Annotated in this window: 14 protein-coding genes; 5 read left to right on the plus strand and 9 right to left on the minus strand. The window is 70.7% G+C overall.

All coding sequences use genetic code 11. The features are described 5' to 3' along the window. Positions 1 to 116 precede the first annotated feature (116 nt). The 3 genes from E1267_RS03400 to E1267_RS03410 form a co-directional block, all read right to left on the minus strand. The gene (locus E1267_RS03400; RefSeq protein ID WP_132329659.1) at positions 117 to 1,061 is read right to left on the minus strand and encodes a hypothetical protein; all 945 of its coding nucleotides are present in this window, start codon (positions 1,059 to 1,061) and stop codon (positions 117 to 119) included. Positions 1,062 to 1,134: 73 nt separating this feature from the next. After that, positions 1,135 to 2,784 (minus strand): ABC-F family ATP-binding cassette domain-containing protein, encoded by a 1,650-nt coding sequence (locus E1267_RS03405; RefSeq protein WP_132329661.1) that lies wholly within the window; start codon positions 2,782 to 2,784, stop codon positions 1,135 to 1,137. 241 nt (positions 2,785 to 3,025) lie between these two features. Next, positions 3,026 to 3,547 (minus strand): CGNR zinc finger domain-containing protein, encoded by a 522-nt coding sequence (locus E1267_RS03410; RefSeq protein ID WP_132329663.1) that lies wholly within the window; start codon positions 3,545 to 3,547, stop codon positions 3,026 to 3,028. Between the two features lie 25 nt (positions 3,548 to 3,572). On the opposite strand from E1267_RS03410, the gene E1267_RS44035 reads away from it, so the two are divergent. The 3 genes from E1267_RS44035 to E1267_RS03420 are packed head-to-tail and all read left to right on the plus strand — an operon-like array spanning position 3,573 to position 5,970. Further along, complete coding sequence (locus E1267_RS44035) at positions 3,573 to 3,746, plus strand: hypothetical protein (RefSeq protein ID WP_161715026.1); 174 nt, start codon at positions 3,573 to 3,575, stop codon at positions 3,744 to 3,746. A gap of 50 nt (positions 3,747 to 3,796) precedes the next feature. Next, positions 3,797 to 5,578 carry an AMP-dependent synthetase/ligase gene (locus E1267_RS03415; RefSeq protein ID WP_132329665.1) on the plus strand — a complete coding sequence of 594 codons (1,782 nt, stop codon included), beginning with the start codon at positions 3,797 to 3,799 and terminating at the stop codon, positions 5,576 to 5,578. Next, positions 5,575 to 5,970 carry an acyl-CoA thioesterase gene (locus E1267_RS03420; protein WP_132329667.1) on the plus strand — a complete coding sequence of 132 codons (396 nt, stop codon included), beginning with the start codon at positions 5,575 to 5,577 and terminating at the stop codon, positions 5,968 to 5,970. Before E1267_RS03415 ends, E1267_RS03420 begins: the two co-directional genes overlap by 4 nt. Here the strand turns inward: E1267_RS03420 and E1267_RS03425 are convergent. Further along, positions 5,954 to 7,042: an acyltransferase family protein gene (locus tag E1267_RS03425; protein ID WP_246063400.1), complete on the minus strand. Its 1,089-nt coding sequence runs from the start codon at positions 7,040 to 7,042 to the stop codon at positions 5,954 to 5,956. The genes E1267_RS03420 and E1267_RS03425 overlap by 17 nt on opposite strands. Beyond that, positions 7,039 to 7,659 (minus strand): TetR/AcrR family transcriptional regulator, encoded by a 621-nt coding sequence (locus E1267_RS03430; protein WP_132329671.1) that lies wholly within the window; start codon positions 7,657 to 7,659, stop codon positions 7,039 to 7,041. Before E1267_RS03430 ends, E1267_RS03425 begins: the two co-directional genes overlap by 4 nt. A gap of 113 nt (positions 7,660 to 7,772) precedes the next feature. On the opposite strand from E1267_RS03430, the gene E1267_RS03435 reads away from it, so the two are divergent. Next, positions 7,773 to 8,213, plus strand: a complete 441-nt coding sequence (locus tag E1267_RS03435) for a YbaB/EbfC family nucleoid-associated protein (RefSeq protein ID WP_165959436.1) — start codon at positions 7,773 to 7,775, stop codon at positions 8,211 to 8,213. A gap of 20 nt (positions 8,214 to 8,233) precedes the next feature. Here the strand turns inward: E1267_RS03435 and E1267_RS03440 are convergent, their stop codons facing one another. From E1267_RS03440 to meaB, 4 genes are all read right to left on the minus strand, one after another. After that, positions 8,234 to 8,821 (minus strand): hypothetical protein, encoded by a 588-nt coding sequence (locus tag E1267_RS03440; RefSeq protein WP_132329675.1) that lies wholly within the window; start codon positions 8,819 to 8,821, stop codon positions 8,234 to 8,236. Positions 8,822 to 8,906: 85 nt separating this feature from the next. Continuing rightward, the gene (locus E1267_RS03445; protein ID WP_132329677.1) at positions 8,907 to 9,236 is read right to left on the minus strand and encodes a hypothetical protein; all 330 of its coding nucleotides are present in this window, start codon (positions 9,234 to 9,236) and stop codon (positions 8,907 to 8,909) included. Positions 9,237 to 9,419: 183 nt separating this feature from the next. After that, positions 9,420 to 9,584, minus strand: a complete 165-nt coding sequence (locus E1267_RS44040) for a hypothetical protein (RefSeq protein ID WP_165959437.1) — start codon at positions 9,582 to 9,584, stop codon at positions 9,420 to 9,422. Further along, positions 9,581 to 10,540, minus strand: coding sequence for a methylmalonyl Co-A mutase-associated GTPase MeaB (gene meaB / locus E1267_RS03450; protein ID WP_132329679.1), 960 nt, complete (start codon positions 10,538 to 10,540; stop codon positions 9,581 to 9,583). The genes E1267_RS44040 and meaB overlap by 4 nt, the downstream gene beginning before the upstream one ends. A gap of 111 nt (positions 10,541 to 10,651) precedes the next feature. Between meaB and E1267_RS03455 the strand changes: the two genes are divergently transcribed. Continuing rightward, entirely contained in the window at positions 10,652 to 12,979 is a 2,328-nt protein-coding gene (locus E1267_RS03455) for a serine/threonine-protein kinase (protein ID WP_132329681.1), read from the plus strand. The last annotated feature ends 80 nt before the right edge of the window (positions 12,980 to 13,059 follow it).

Raw genomic sequence — 13,059 nt, forward strand, 5'->3', positions numbered from 1 at the left:
GGGTGGGCATGCTCTTCTCCAGCTGACGCTCGCCCAGGCAGGTCGAGGGCCGCGCACCGGCGGGGTGCGCGGCCCTCGCGGCGTCTCTTGGGTCGGCTCCCCGGGGGGCCGCGGGTTCAGCCGGGGAAGTCGTCCGGGTCCACCGGGGAGGTGCGGGCGTTGCCTCCGGAGATGGCGTGCAGGGTGACCCGCCAGTCGTGCCAGCGAACCTGCGTGGCGGTGTAGGACGTCCTGAACTTCACCGACTTCTGGAACCTCTCGAAGCTGCACTCGCGGGTGAACGCCTTGCGCTTGCCGTCCCAGTCCACGCCGTGCGTGAAGTAGATCCGGTACGTGCCGTCGCGCACGCCCCGCACCTTGAACCGCGCGTTCTTGCGCACGTAGACGCTGAACGCCTTGCTGCCGCCGCGCACGGCGGTGACCACCGCGTCGCGGTCGCCGCCGTTGTCGATCTCCAGCGAGCTGCGGCCGCTCAGCGTGCTCCTGCGCACGTACGAGCCGTTGCGCAACCTTCTGGTCTGCTTCTTCCCGGCCGTCACGCCGACGACGTCGGCCCTGTAGTCCCCGGCGCTCTCCAGGGCCTCTCCGGCCTCGTCGAGCCGGTCCAGCGTGTCGTCCAGGTCGGTGAGCACGGCCGAGGAGGTGCACAGGTCCCGGCCGCCGACCTTGTCGCCGGTGGCGACCAGCGCGGCGGCGGCGGCGCGCAGGCCGGCGACGTACGCGTCGTGCTGGGCGCGTACGGAATCGGGCGGGGTGAGGCCGGCCAGCTGGTCGGCGCCGTCGCTCAGGGCCGACCGGGCGCGGCCGAGCTTCTGGTCGAGCGACTTGAGCCCGCGCGCGCCCGCCAGGGCGTCGAGCGCGGCGCGCATCGGCTTGCGCTCGCCGCCGAGCTCGTCCTTGTAGGCCTCGGGCGTCAGCGCGGTCGCGCTGGGAGCGGCGGGTGTGCCGCCGCTGACCGAAGGGGCGCTGTCCTGGCCGCCGGCCACGCCGGTGACCTTGCTCTCGCCCCCGGTGGGCGAGGGCGAGCCGGCCGAGCACGCGCCGAGCGTGAGCGTTGTCAAGGCGAGAACGCAGGGGATCAACCGCGGTGCTGCCACCTGCCACACTATCGCCCGGTTGATCCCCGAACGTCAATCACGATTCGGCCAGTCCGGCCTCCCTGTCCTGGTGCAGCCAGCGGGTGATCCCGAGCGTCTCCAGGAACGGCACGTCATGACTGGCCACGATGAGCGCCCCTCGGTAGGCCGACAGCGCCTGCGCGAGCTGGGCGGCACTGGCCATGTCGAGGTTGTTGGTCGGCTCGTCGAGCAGGAGCAGCTGCGGCGGCGGCTCGGCCGACAGCAGCGCGGCCAGCGTCGCGCGGAACCGTTCGCCGCCCGAGAGCGTGCCCGCCGCCTGGTTGGCCCGCTCTCCCCTGAACAGGAAGCGCGCAAGGCGGGCGCGTACCTCGTTCACCGAGGCGGAGGGGGCGGCGGCGCGCACGTTGTCCACCACGCTCAGCGCGTCGTCGAGCAGGTCGAGCCGCTGCGGCAGGTAGTGGACGGGCACGTGGGCGCCGTGCTCCAGGATGCGCCTGAGCAGCGTGGTCTTGCCCGAGCCGTTGCGCCCGAGCAGCGCGATGCGCTCCGGTCCGCGCACGACCAGGGTCTCCAGCACGGCCCTGCGGATCTCCTCCGCGCCCTCCTCCGCGTCCTCCTGTGCGTCCTCCTGTGCGTCCTCCTGTGCGGGGCGCGCGGCTCCGGGAGGTGGGTCGAGCGGCAGGGTCAGGACCGTACGTCCGGCCGGCACCTCGGTGCCGGGCAGCTCGATGCGGATCTCCGCGTCGTCGCGCACCGACTGCTCGGCCTCGGTCAGCCGCTCGCGGGCCTCCTCCAGCTTCTCCAGGTGCAGGGTGCGCTGCTTGCCCGCGCTCACCTGGGCCTTGCGCTTGAGCCCGTTCGCGACGATCTTCGGCACCTTCTTGTTCTCGAACGCCTTCCTGCCCGCGCGCAGGCCCCTGTCGATCCTGGTGCGGGCCTCGACGAGCTCGCGCTGCTGCCGTCTCACCTCGCCTTCCGCGGTGCGCACCGTACGTTCGGCCGCCTCCTGTTCGGCGTCGACCTGCTCCTCGTAGGCGCTCAGGTTGCCGCCGTACATGCGTACGGCGCCGTCGCGCAGCTCGGCGACCTGGTCGACGAGCTCCAGCAGCGCCCGATCGTGGCTGACGAGCAGCAGCACGCCCTGCCAGGCGGACACGGCGGCGTAGAGCCGCCGCCTGGCCTCGAGGTCGAGGTTGTTGGTGGGCTCGTCGAGCAGCAGCACGTCGGGCCGCTTCAGCAGCTGGGCGGCGAGCGCGACCATGACGGTCTCGCCGCCGGACAGCGTGCCGACGGTGCGGTCCAGGCCGATGTGGCCGAGGCCGAGCCGGTCAAGCTCAGCCCGCGCGCGTTCCTCCACGTCCCAGTCGTCGCCGACCGCGGCGAAGTGCTCCTCGGCCACGTCGCCGCCCTCGATGGCGTGCAGCGCCGTCCGGGTCGCGCTGATCTCCAGCAGGTCCGACACGGTACGGCCGGCCGCGAGCGGCACGTTCTGCGGCAGGTATCCCACCTCGCCCGCGACGGAGACGGACCCGGACTGCGGGGCCAGCTCACCGGCGATGATCTTGATCAGGGTGGACTTGCCCGATCCGTTGAGCCCGATGAGCCCCGTACGCCCCGCCGGGAACGCGGCGTCGAGCCGGTCGAGCACCTTGCTGCCGTCGGGCCAGGCGAAGGAGACATGATCGATGACAAGCGAGAAAGACATAAGGCGGCTCCCCATCACAAACGTTGAAATGTCGTGACGTGGCGGGAAATCACCGCATAGACGCGCAACCCAGGGGAACTCGTACGGAGTCCGCGATCGAGGCGAGGATGTCGCCTGAGGTCAGGTGTGCGCGCAGGCCCAGGACAGGGCGGAACGGCGCGGTGCCCGCGACCTCAGATCCTCACGTCGGCTGCCCTCACGGATCGGCGACAGAACGACGAAAGTGTATGCGACGTGCAGATCACCTGGCAAGGCTGCGCGCCCGGTGCGCCGCGACGTTCACCCTGTTGGCGCAGGCCGGCGTGCAGAACCGGCGGCGCCCGTTGCGCGAGGTGTCGACGTAGACGACACCGCAGCCGTCCCTGCCGCACCGCCCCAGCCGCCGGCCGCCGGCGAACGACATGGCCATGGCCAGCCCGCCGGCCGTGGTGTCCTTCGCCCTGGCCACGATGTCGGCGTCCACCGCGAAGAAGTGCAGGTGGGGCTCGCGGCCGTCGTGGGCGCTCACGTACGGCTTGGACGCGGTCACGTCGAGCAGCTCGTTGACCAGCCGGATCTGGGTGTCCTGGTCGAACTCGCCGAACACCGGGTCGAGCCGGCGGGCCCACGCCCGCAGCTCCTCGGCCTCGCCGGCGGTGACGGCGGTGCGCAGCAGGCGGTGCTCGCCGAGCATCGCCTCGACCGCCGCCGGACTGAAGTCGGTCGCGTTGACCAGCGCCGCCGCGAGGGCCGCTCCGTTGCCGCCGTAAGCGTTGAAATGCATAAGGCCATTACATCAGGTTGGAATCATGCACTCAGCAGATCTGCACGACCCTCTCGCCCTGACCCTCGTCTCCTCTCATCGCACGTCCGAGGGCCTGGTCTCCTATCTGAGGTGCGCCTGCGGCGTCTGGGAGGTGCGGACCTCGCGCATGGTCGCGACCTCCGCTCCCGGAGGACGGTCGATCAAGACCATCGACTGAGACGCCGCCGTGGTCCTAGAGTCGGCCACACACCCTCCAGGAGGTCAGGCATGTCCAGCATTCCGTCCTTGCTGCGCGACAGGATCACGGCTACCCCCGACGCCGAGGCGTACCGGGTGCCCTCCGATGAGGGCTGGAGCTCACTGTCATGGCGGGAGGTGGGCGAGCGGGTCCGCGGCCTGACTCTGGGGCTCGCCCGGCTCGGCGCCGGGCCCGGCACCCGCGTGTCGATCCTCTGCTCCACCCGGCTCGAATGGATCCTGGCCGACCTGGCGGTGTTGTCCACCGGGGCGGCCACGACGACGATCTACCCGTCCAACACGGCCGAGGAGTCCGCGTTCGTCATCGCCGACTCGGGCAGCACGATCGTCATCGCCGAGAACGACGACCAGGTCTCCAAGATCAGGTCCGTGCGGAAGGAACTGCCCGGCGTCACCCACGTCGTGGTGATCGACGGCTCGCCGGCCGACGACGGCTGGGTGATCACGTTCGACTCGCTGACGGAGGCCGTCTCCGAGGGCGACCCCCAGGCCGGCTACGACGAAATGGTCGACGCCATCGCCCAGGACGACCTGGCCACGCTCATCTACACCTCCGGCACCACCGGCCGGCCCAAGGGCGTGGAGCTGACGCACGACAACTGGCTCTACGCGGCCGGCGCGGTACGCGAGATCGATCTGATCTCCGGGGCCGACCTGCACTTCCTGTGGCTGCCGCTGTCGCACTCGTTCGGCAAGCTGCTGGAGGTGGTGATGATCGACGCCGGCGTGCCCACGGCGATCGACGGCCGCCTCGACAGGATCGCCGACAACCTGGGGGAGCTGCGGCCGACGGTCATGGCGGCCGCGCCGCGCATCTTCGAGAAGATCCACAACACGGTGGCGGCCAACGTACGGCGCGAGGGCGGCGCGAAGGCCCTCATCTTCGCCTGGGCCAAGCGGACGGGCATCAGGGTCGTACGGGCCCGCCAGCGCGGGGTCTCCGTCCCGTTCACCACAAGGATCGAGTACGCGCTCGCCGACCGCCTGGTCTTCGCCAAGCTCCGCGACCGGTTCGGCGGGCGGATCCGCTTCTTCATCTCGGGCGCCGCCCCGCTGTCGCAGGACATCGCCGAGTTCTTCGACGCGGCCGGGCTGACGATCCTTGAGGGGTACGGCCTGACGGAGTCGTCGGCGGGCAGCTTCCTCAACCGTCCGGGCTCGGTGCGGTTCGGGACGGTCGGGCAGCCGTTCCCCGGCACCCGGGTACGGATCGCCGACGACGGCGAGATCCTGATCGGCGGGCGCGGCATCATGCGCGGCTACCACGGCCTGCCGGAGGAGACTGAGGCGGCGCTGAAGGACGGCTGGCTGCACACCGGCGACATCGGCGAGCTCGACGAGGCCGGGCGGCTGTCCATCACCGACCGCAAGAAGGAGCTGATCAAGACGTCGGGCGGGAAATATGTCGCGCCGACCTACCTGGAGGGCCGGATCAAGGCGGCCTGCCCGTACGCGTCGCACGTGTTCGTGCACGGCGACCGGCGCAACTACGTGACGGCGCTGGTCACCCTCGACATGGACGTCGTCAGGCCGTGGGCGGAGGCCGAGTCGCTGCCGGCGGACCCGCGCGAGCTGCGCGAGCACCCCCGCATGCGCGCGGAGGTCGAGAAGGCGATCGAGCAGGTCAACGCCGGCGAGGCGAGCTACACGACGGTCAAGAAGTTCGCGATCCTGGCGGAGGACTTCTCCGTGGAGACGGGCGAGCTGACCCCCAGCCTCAAGATCAAGCGCAAGGTGGTGGAGGAACGCCACGGCGACGTCCTCGACTCCTTCTACGACTCGCCGGCATGATCTCCCATCTCCCGGTGCGCCCGCGACACTGCGACGCCCAGGCCATGATGCACGCGACCCGCTACTACGAGTTCTTCGAGGACGCGTTCCTCGACTGGCTGGGCGCCAGGGGCGGCTACGGGCGGCTCCGGGAGGGCGGGGCCGACCTGGTGGTCAAGGCGAGCGGCTGCGAGCACCACTCCCCCGCCCGACTGGGCGACGTGCTGGCCGTGGAGAGCGCTCCGGCGCAAGTCGGCACCACGTCGCTCACGATGACGTTCACGATGCGGCGGGAGGGCGGCCCAGTAAGCGGCCGCGCGGGTGACCTGGTGGCCGTCGGCACGGTCACGTACGTGTGCGTGGCGGGCGGCCGGGCCGCCCCACTGCCGGAGATGCTCACAACACCCGCTTAGCCCCGGGCAGCGACCGCACGGCGTAGGCCAGGGCCCAGCACGCGGGCAGCGCGATGACGAGCATGATGGCGAACTTGACGATGGCGATCGCCTCGATGGGCCGCAGCGCGTAGCCGAGGGCGACCAGCACGAGCGGGTGGACGATGTAGACGGTGAAGGCGTGGTCGGACAGGAATCTGCCGCGCGGCCCCTGGTCGCCGAAGCGCTCCCTGAAGACCACGGTCAGTCCGATGATCATGGCGACCGCGAACGACGACTCCCACAGGGCCGTCAGCGCCGACGCCAGCACGCCGGTCGTCATGTACTGCGCCGGCACCAGCACCGCGCTCGACACGCCCGCCGTGACGAGCCCGAGCGGTCCCGCCTTGGCCGGCAGCGTCTCGAACCAGCCGCGCCTGAAGGCGACGCACCCGAGCGTGAACATGGCGGCGTACTGCGGCAGGCACTGCGGCGAAGGGAGCCCCAGCACCGGCACGTAGCTGCCGGTCGGCACCGGGATGCGCCACAGGAACGTCGCGACGGCCAGCCCCAGGACGAACAGCGCGATCCAGCTGAACCTGAGGGGGACGGAACGCTGGTCGAGCGGCCTGCGCCGGCTCCGCCAGAGCAGGTGGACCAGCGCGAAGACGATCAGCACCTCGGCGAACCACATGGGCCCCGGGTCCCAGGAGCCGATGTAGTAGTGCCAGTAGGGCATGCCCGCGGGCGCGGCCCACTCGGCGTACCCGGGGAAGTTGACCAGCGGCCGCAGCAGGAAGAGGAAGACGAGCAGCGGGATGCCGAGCCGGATGAGCCGGTCGCGCATGAAGGCGCGCCCGCCCTTGCGATCGTAGGAACGGGGGGTGAAGAAGCCGGAGATGAGGAAGAAGAACCCCATGAAGAAGGCCTGGTTGAAGGAGACCAGGAGGTCGAGCAGACCGCCTGAGGCGTCCTTGGCGGGCTCGGTGTAGAACCAGAGGGGGATGTTTCCGTAGGTGACCGCCACGTGGTGGGCGACGACCAGCCCGGTCAGCACGATCCTCAGGTTGTCGACCGCGTGAAGGCGGGTCGCCGGCCTGAGCTCGGTCTTCATGATCTGCATGCCCTTTCGAAGATGTCGGCCAGTTCTCTGGCGTGTGCGTCGAGATCGTGCTCGGGATAGGCGACCCAGTAGGCGAACATGTTGTCGACGGCGGAGGCCTGGGTGACGGCCATGACCCGGCGGTCGAAGTGCCAGAACTCTCCGCTCTCCTGGCCGAGCGCGTAGATTCCCTCCAGCGCCCGGTAGATCTCCTCGTTGGCCTTGATCCCGTAGCGCGGGCGCCCGTCGGCGCCCCTGAGGTGGATGAAGATCTCACCCAGAGCGGCCAGCTGGGTGCGGTGGCCGCGCATGTGCTCGGCGACACCCAGAAGGTACGCCCTGAGCAGTTCCGTGGCCGAGCTCAGACCCTGCATCCTGGCCCCTACGGTCTCGGCGATGAGGCCGTAGGTCCGCTCGACCACCTCCACCATCAGCTCGTCCTTGCCGGCGAAATGGTAGGAGATGACGCCCTTGCTGATGCCCGCGTGCTGGGCGATGCGCGCCAGTGAGGCCTGGGCGAACCCGATCTCGGCGATCACTTCCACGGCGGAGGCGACGATCTGGGCACGCCTGGCCTCCTCGATGAAGGAGCGACGTTTCTGGCCATCCGACTCATTTTCTGACCGCATGGCCAAAATTATAGCGCATCGGCCTGGCCATGTGCCGTCCGGTCAAGTCGCGCGGCAGTGTGGCATGTGCTATTACCGTCGGATTGCAGCTCATACAGAACGGAAGGACTCCGATGGAGAGCCCGCTCGGCAACTTCGCGCACATCGATGTCGAGGCGTTCCTACGAGACTCCCGCAAACGCGTGGCCGGCTTCGAGGCTGCCCAGAAAGAGGTCGCGGCGGCGGTCGGCCGGGCCACGGCGGCCAACGGCCACATCGTGGTCGAATGCACCGCGCAGGGCGGCGTGACCCGGCTCGAGATCGATCCGCGAGCGAAGCGGATGAGCGTCAAAGAGATGTCGGCAGCGATTCTCGCCGCTCTCCGTGACGCCGACGCCGACCTTCAGCGTCAGGTGTCCGCGATCATGGGCGACTCGTTCGGCGGCATGGATCCTGCCATGGCCGACCCGGACACGGCGGCGGCGAAGGTCGCCGAGGCGCAACAGGCGTTCGACGGGATGATGAGGGACGCCATGGGAGAGCTCGATCGCCTGCGGAAGAAACTCGGTCACTGAGGGGCGTCACCGTGGGGCGGTCAGGTGGCCGCAGCGTGCCTTGCCGTCCCGTCGGACGGTTTGAGTCCGTCGGTGAGGGTGATCTCCGCCGCGATGGCGCCGGCGGTCGCCAGGCCGAGCCCTGCTCCGGCCGTGACGAGAAGATCCTTCAGCCGTTGGGTCCCGTGCTCGATGGACCTCCCCGCCGAATACGCTTGGAGCTGACCGTACATGTGCCCTCCCGGCCCCATGAGCAGGGACCTCATCGTGATCGCGGACAATATCGCCGCCTGCGCGAAGTGAAGGTACTGACCTACCGTCTGAATGTTGGCGACCCACCTCAAGATGGTCGAAAGGTCTCGCGCGGAGTCGGCCGCGGTGTCGGACGCCACAGCGTAGGCCCCGATATGCTCCCCGTAGAGATCGCGCTCCGGCGCCTGCCAGTTGTCCTGAGGAACGGTGTCGTGCTGCTGCTGCGCCGTCCGGCCCGCGGTGTAGACGCCCTCGCCGAGGGCACTCCAGCCGTCCGCTGCCTTGTGCACCCTCTGCGGATCGGTCGGCAGCGTCAGCCCGTATGAGAGCACCGTGTGTCGCAGACCAGGGAAGACGGCCGCGCTGAACGCCAGCATGCCGAGGGTGAGGTACTGCAGATCTCTCAGGTCGACGCCCCCGTCGATGGGCGTCCACGTGCTTGGACCACCAGGGGTGGGGAGCTCAAATCCGTTGGACATGCTCTTCGTTCCCCGCTTCCGCGATCTCGTTGTTACGGGTGACCAGGTGCAGCCCTTCCCGGTGCTCGTACAGGCCGCTGACGGTGCTGCGGACCATTTGCTCGGCGTAGCCGACGATGTTGTCGTGCTGGAACGCGAAGGGGGCGCCGAGCACGCCCATGGCGAACATGCCTATGCGCATGCCCTCGGGCAGGCGACCTGCCGCGTCCAGGTGTGACACCGGAGAGGTGCCGTCGCGCTCGTCGGTGAGAGCGTCGCCCAGCCCTCTGATCGACGTCGAGTGATGTATACGTGGCACTTCGTCGCCCGCCAACACTTACTCCTCGTACACGTAAGATGACTGCTTGGGTGGCAATAGTAACGATCTGGTGCGAGAAGCGCACGGGGTAGTGGTGGCATGCTCGTGGCTGCTCGACGGGGTCGCAAGCCGGCGGCTTCCACGACGCCGTTCGCGCCGTCGGGCCGGGGGTCAGAAACGCGGCCAGCCGATGCGGCCCTACCAGGTGCCGCCGGAGGCGAGGTGGTCGGCTACGGCCCTCTCCGGGTGTGTGCGGCGCGGCAGCCGGGCCGGGTCCACGGAGTCCGCGCCGAAGACGAACGGCACCGTCTCGGCGTTGTCGAACCTGTACAGCCTGGCCGGGCTAATACCGCCGGAGATCACTGACCCTTGAACACCGACAGCAGGCGGTCGGCCGCGAGCGCGGGCGTGAGGTCGCCCGCGAGGACGTCGCGCTCCACCTCCTCGGTGATCGCCGCGACTCCGGGATCGTGGCGCAGCTCCGCCAGCAGCCGGTCCTGCACCAGGGTCCAGGTCCACCGCACCAGTTGCCGGCGGCGCTTGGCGGGCAGGTCGATCGCCTGCTCGTGGGCCAGGATCTGGTGCCACAGCTTGTCCAGCCCGTCACCGGTGAGGGCGCTGCAGGTGAGCACGGGCGGCGGCGTCGTGTCGGAGCGGAGCATGCGCAGCGCTCCCGCCAGCTCGCGCGCGGCCTTCCTGGCGGGGAGCTCGTGTTCCCCGTCGGCCTTGTTGACCGCGATCACGTCGGCCAGCTCCAGCACACCCTTCTTGATGCCCTGGAGCTGGTCGCCGGTCCGCGCCAGCGTGAGCAGCAGGAACGTGTCGACCATGTCGGCGACGGCGGTCTCCGACTGGCCTACCCCGACCGTCTCGACCAGGACGACGTCGAACCCCGCCGCCTCCACGACCACCATGGCCTCCCTGGTCGCCTTGGCGACGCCGCCGAGGGTGCCGGACGTGGGCGAGGGGCGGATGAACGCCGAGGGGTCGGCCGAAAGCCTGGCCATGCGGGTCTTGTCGCCGAGAATGCTGCCGCCCGTCCTCGTGGAGGAGGGGTCCACCGCCAGCACCGCCACCTTGTGGCCCTCGCCGGTGAGCATGGTGCCGAAGGCATCGATGAAGGTCGACTTGCCCACCCCCGGCACGCCGGAGACGCCCACCCGGCGCGCGTGCCCGGAATGTGGGGTCAGCTCGACGAGCAGTTGCTGGGACAGGGCCATGTGGTCGGCTCTTGTCGACTCGACGAGCGTGATCGCCCGGCCGATCCACGTACGCGAGCCGGCGCGTACGCCGCGGGCGTAGTCCTCCAGCGAATGCACCCGACTTACCCCTTTCTTCCCAGTTGATCAGCTTAATGTCTTACAAGGCTTGACATTTGCCAGTAGGGTGCTGGAGTTCTGATCTCAGCCGTCACAGGAGTCACTCCCCTCATGCCCAACGTCGAACCCCTTCACGAGGGCGACCCGGCAGCGGTGGGGCCGTACCGGCTGGTCGGGCGGCTCGGCGCGGGCGGGCACGGCGTCGTCTACCTCGGCCAGGCACGCAACGGAACCCCCGTCGCCGTCAAGGCGCTGCGCGAGGGCATCGTCATGGGCGGCCGGCTGGTCAAGGACGTCGCCACCGCGCGCACGGTCGAGCCCTTCTGCATCGCGCGTGTGCTCGACGCGTCGACCAGCGGCAGGGCGTACATCGTGTCGGAGTACGTGGACGGGCCCTCGCTCGAGCAGGTAGGCCGGCACACCGGCGTGGACCTGCAGCGCCTCGCCGTGGCGACCGCGACCGCGCTGGACGCGATCCACCAGGCGGGCCTGCTCCACGGGGACTTCAAACCGGCGAACGTGCTGCTCGGGCCCGAGGGCCCGAAGGTGGTGGACTTCGGCATCGCGGCGGCGCTCGGGTCGGGCATGAAGGCGACCAGCACCATTGTCGGGACGCCTGCGTACATGGCTCCCGAGCAACTCGCGGGCAAGCCGGTGGGCACTCCCTCGGACGTGTTCGCGTGGGCGTCGGTGATCGTGTTCGCGGCCACGGGGATGCCGCCGTTCGGGGACGACTCGCTGCCCGTGGTGATCAACCGCATCGTGAACGAGGAGCCGGAGATCGGCGAGCTGCCACGGCCGCTGCGGGAGGTCGTACCGGCCTGCCTGGCCAAGGACCCGTCGGCCCGCCCCCCGATCCGCGACGTCCTGCTCCACCTGACCGCGCCCCAGCGCAAGGGCAGGCCCTCCACCCAGAGCATCGCGGAGGGCGGGCGGCAGGCTCCGGCGTACGACACGCCGTACCAGACGCCGGCGCCTCAGCCCGCGAGCCGGCCGGCCACGAACGACACCCCGGACTGGCTCTGGGAGCAGACACCTGAGCCGGCCTCCGCCGAACCCGCACCGGGCACCGGCGCCGAACAGTCCACGGCCGCGCGGCAGGGCCCCGGCCAGGCGGCCGCGTTCGACACGCCGGGGGAGGCCGCCCGGTCCGAGTCGCACGGCCAGGCCTGGGGCGAGCCGCCCGGGCAGGCGCGGCCCGAGGCGGCCGGCTCCCCGGCAAGGCAGCGAACCGACGATTCCGCGGCCTGGCAGCAGACCGCCGACCAGACCCTCGACCAGGACGCGTCCGCGCCCCTCGGCAAGGACGTCGGCGATCCCCCGCCCCTCGGCAGGGTGGTCGGTGAGCCCCTGCCCAGGCGCAGGACCAGGGCGCCACAGCAGGGTGCGGCGTCCGGGGACTCCGGTTACGGACCCGGGCAGGCCGCGTACCCGCCGCACGAAGCCCAGCCGGGCGACGCGCGGAGCGGCCCCGGCGAAGCGGGTCACGGGCAGGCGGGCCACGAGGAGGACGGCTCGCCGCTTCAGGCGTTGTTCGATCTGTCGCAGCCGGTCGAGTCCCCGTCCGCGTACGGTACGCCGCCGGCGTACGGGCAGGACAGCCCGTCCGAGGCGCCGGTCGGGTACGGGGCGCCGCTCGGGACGCAGGACGAGGGGCACGGCGGGCAGGGGCACGGCGGGCAGGCGCCCGAGGTGCCGGCCTGGTCGGAGCCGCCCGCTCCGTTCGCCGCCAAGCAGGGCCTCGACTCGGCGCCGTTCGAGTCCCAGCCTCATGCCACCGCGCCTCCTCACGCGCCCGAGTCCACGCACTCGGTGCCGACCGCGCACTCCTCGGCGCTCGTCGACGCCCTGGTCGCCGGCGGGGGAACATCCGCGGCCGCGCCGCCGCCGCGCAAACGGCGCAGGGCGAAGAAGGTGCTCATCGCCTCCGTCTCCGGCCTGTGCGTGCTCGCTCTCGGCGGCGCCATCGTCTGGCTCACCCCCACCACGCCCACCCAGAAGACCACGAGACTCGCCGTCGTCAGCGAGGCGCCGACGGCCTCTCCGTCCGCCACCACGACCGAGCGGCAGCGGCGCAGCCGTACGGCCGACCCCCAGCCCGACGAGTCGACGGGCACCGGCCGCGCCACGAAGGGCCGGCTGAGGCTGGTCTACGTGCGGGCCGGGGGTACGAGGAACGGCGACTGCTGGGCCGGCGGCGAGGCGACGCTCCAGGCGCTGGTCGAGCGGACCGGGGGCGCGGTGAACTTCGCCTACACCTGGTATGTCGACGGCTCCGCCGTGGGCCGCGCGACGGCGGGCATCTCGCGCAACGGCCGGCGCTATCTGGCCGCGCCGCACACCCTCACGAGCTCGGGCGGCGTCCACAAGGTCACGTTGCGGATCACCTCTCCCCTCACCACCCAGCGGACCGTCTCCGTCACCATGTGCCCGCGTTGAAGCGCTCCCCGGCCTCTGAAGGGCGCCCCCTCCCGGCGGATGCGCCGGGAGTCTCCCGAACCGGCCGGCCACGACCCGGC

The organism is Nonomuraea longispora, from assembly GCF_004348345.1.
Taxonomy (GTDB): Bacteria; Actinomycetota; Actinomycetes; order Streptosporangiales; family Streptosporangiaceae; genus Nonomuraea; species Nonomuraea longispora.

Excerpts from the sequence above, each read along its gene's own strand:
- E1267_RS03435 (WP_165959436.1), top strand. The coding sequence starts at position 7,773 with ATGGAGAGCCCGCTCGGCAACTTCGCGCACATCGATGTCGAGGCGTTC.
- E1267_RS03440 (WP_132329675.1), bottom strand. The coding sequence starts at position 8,821 with ATGCTGGCGTTCAGCGCGGCCGTCTTCCCTGGTCTGCGACACACGGTG.
- E1267_RS03430 (WP_132329671.1), bottom strand. The coding sequence starts at position 7,659 with ATGCGGTCAGAAAATGAGTCGGATGGCCAGAAACGTCGCTCCTTCATC.
- E1267_RS03425 (WP_246063400.1), bottom strand. The coding sequence starts at position 7,042 with ATGAAGACCGAGCTCAGGCCGGCGACCCGCCTTCACGCGGTCGACAAC.
- E1267_RS03415 (WP_132329665.1), top strand. The coding sequence starts at position 3,797 with ATGTCCAGCATTCCGTCCTTGCTGCGCGACAGGATCACGGCTACCCCC.
- E1267_RS03455 (WP_132329681.1), top strand. The coding sequence starts at position 10,652 with ATGCCCAACGTCGAACCCCTTCACGAGGGCGACCCGGCAGCGGTGGGG.
- E1267_RS03405 (WP_132329661.1), bottom strand. The coding sequence starts at position 2,784 with ATGTCTTTCTCGCTTGTCATCGATCATGTCTCCTTCGCCTGGCCCGAC.
- E1267_RS03420 (WP_132329667.1), top strand. The coding sequence starts at position 5,575 with ATGATCTCCCATCTCCCGGTGCGCCCGCGACACTGCGACGCCCAGGCC.
- E1267_RS03410 (WP_132329663.1), bottom strand. The coding sequence starts at position 3,547 with ATGCATTTCAACGCTTACGGCGGCAACGGAGCGGCCCTCGCGGCGGCG.
- E1267_RS44035 (WP_161715026.1), top strand. The coding sequence starts at position 3,573 with ATGCACTCAGCAGATCTGCACGACCCTCTCGCCCTGACCCTCGTCTCC.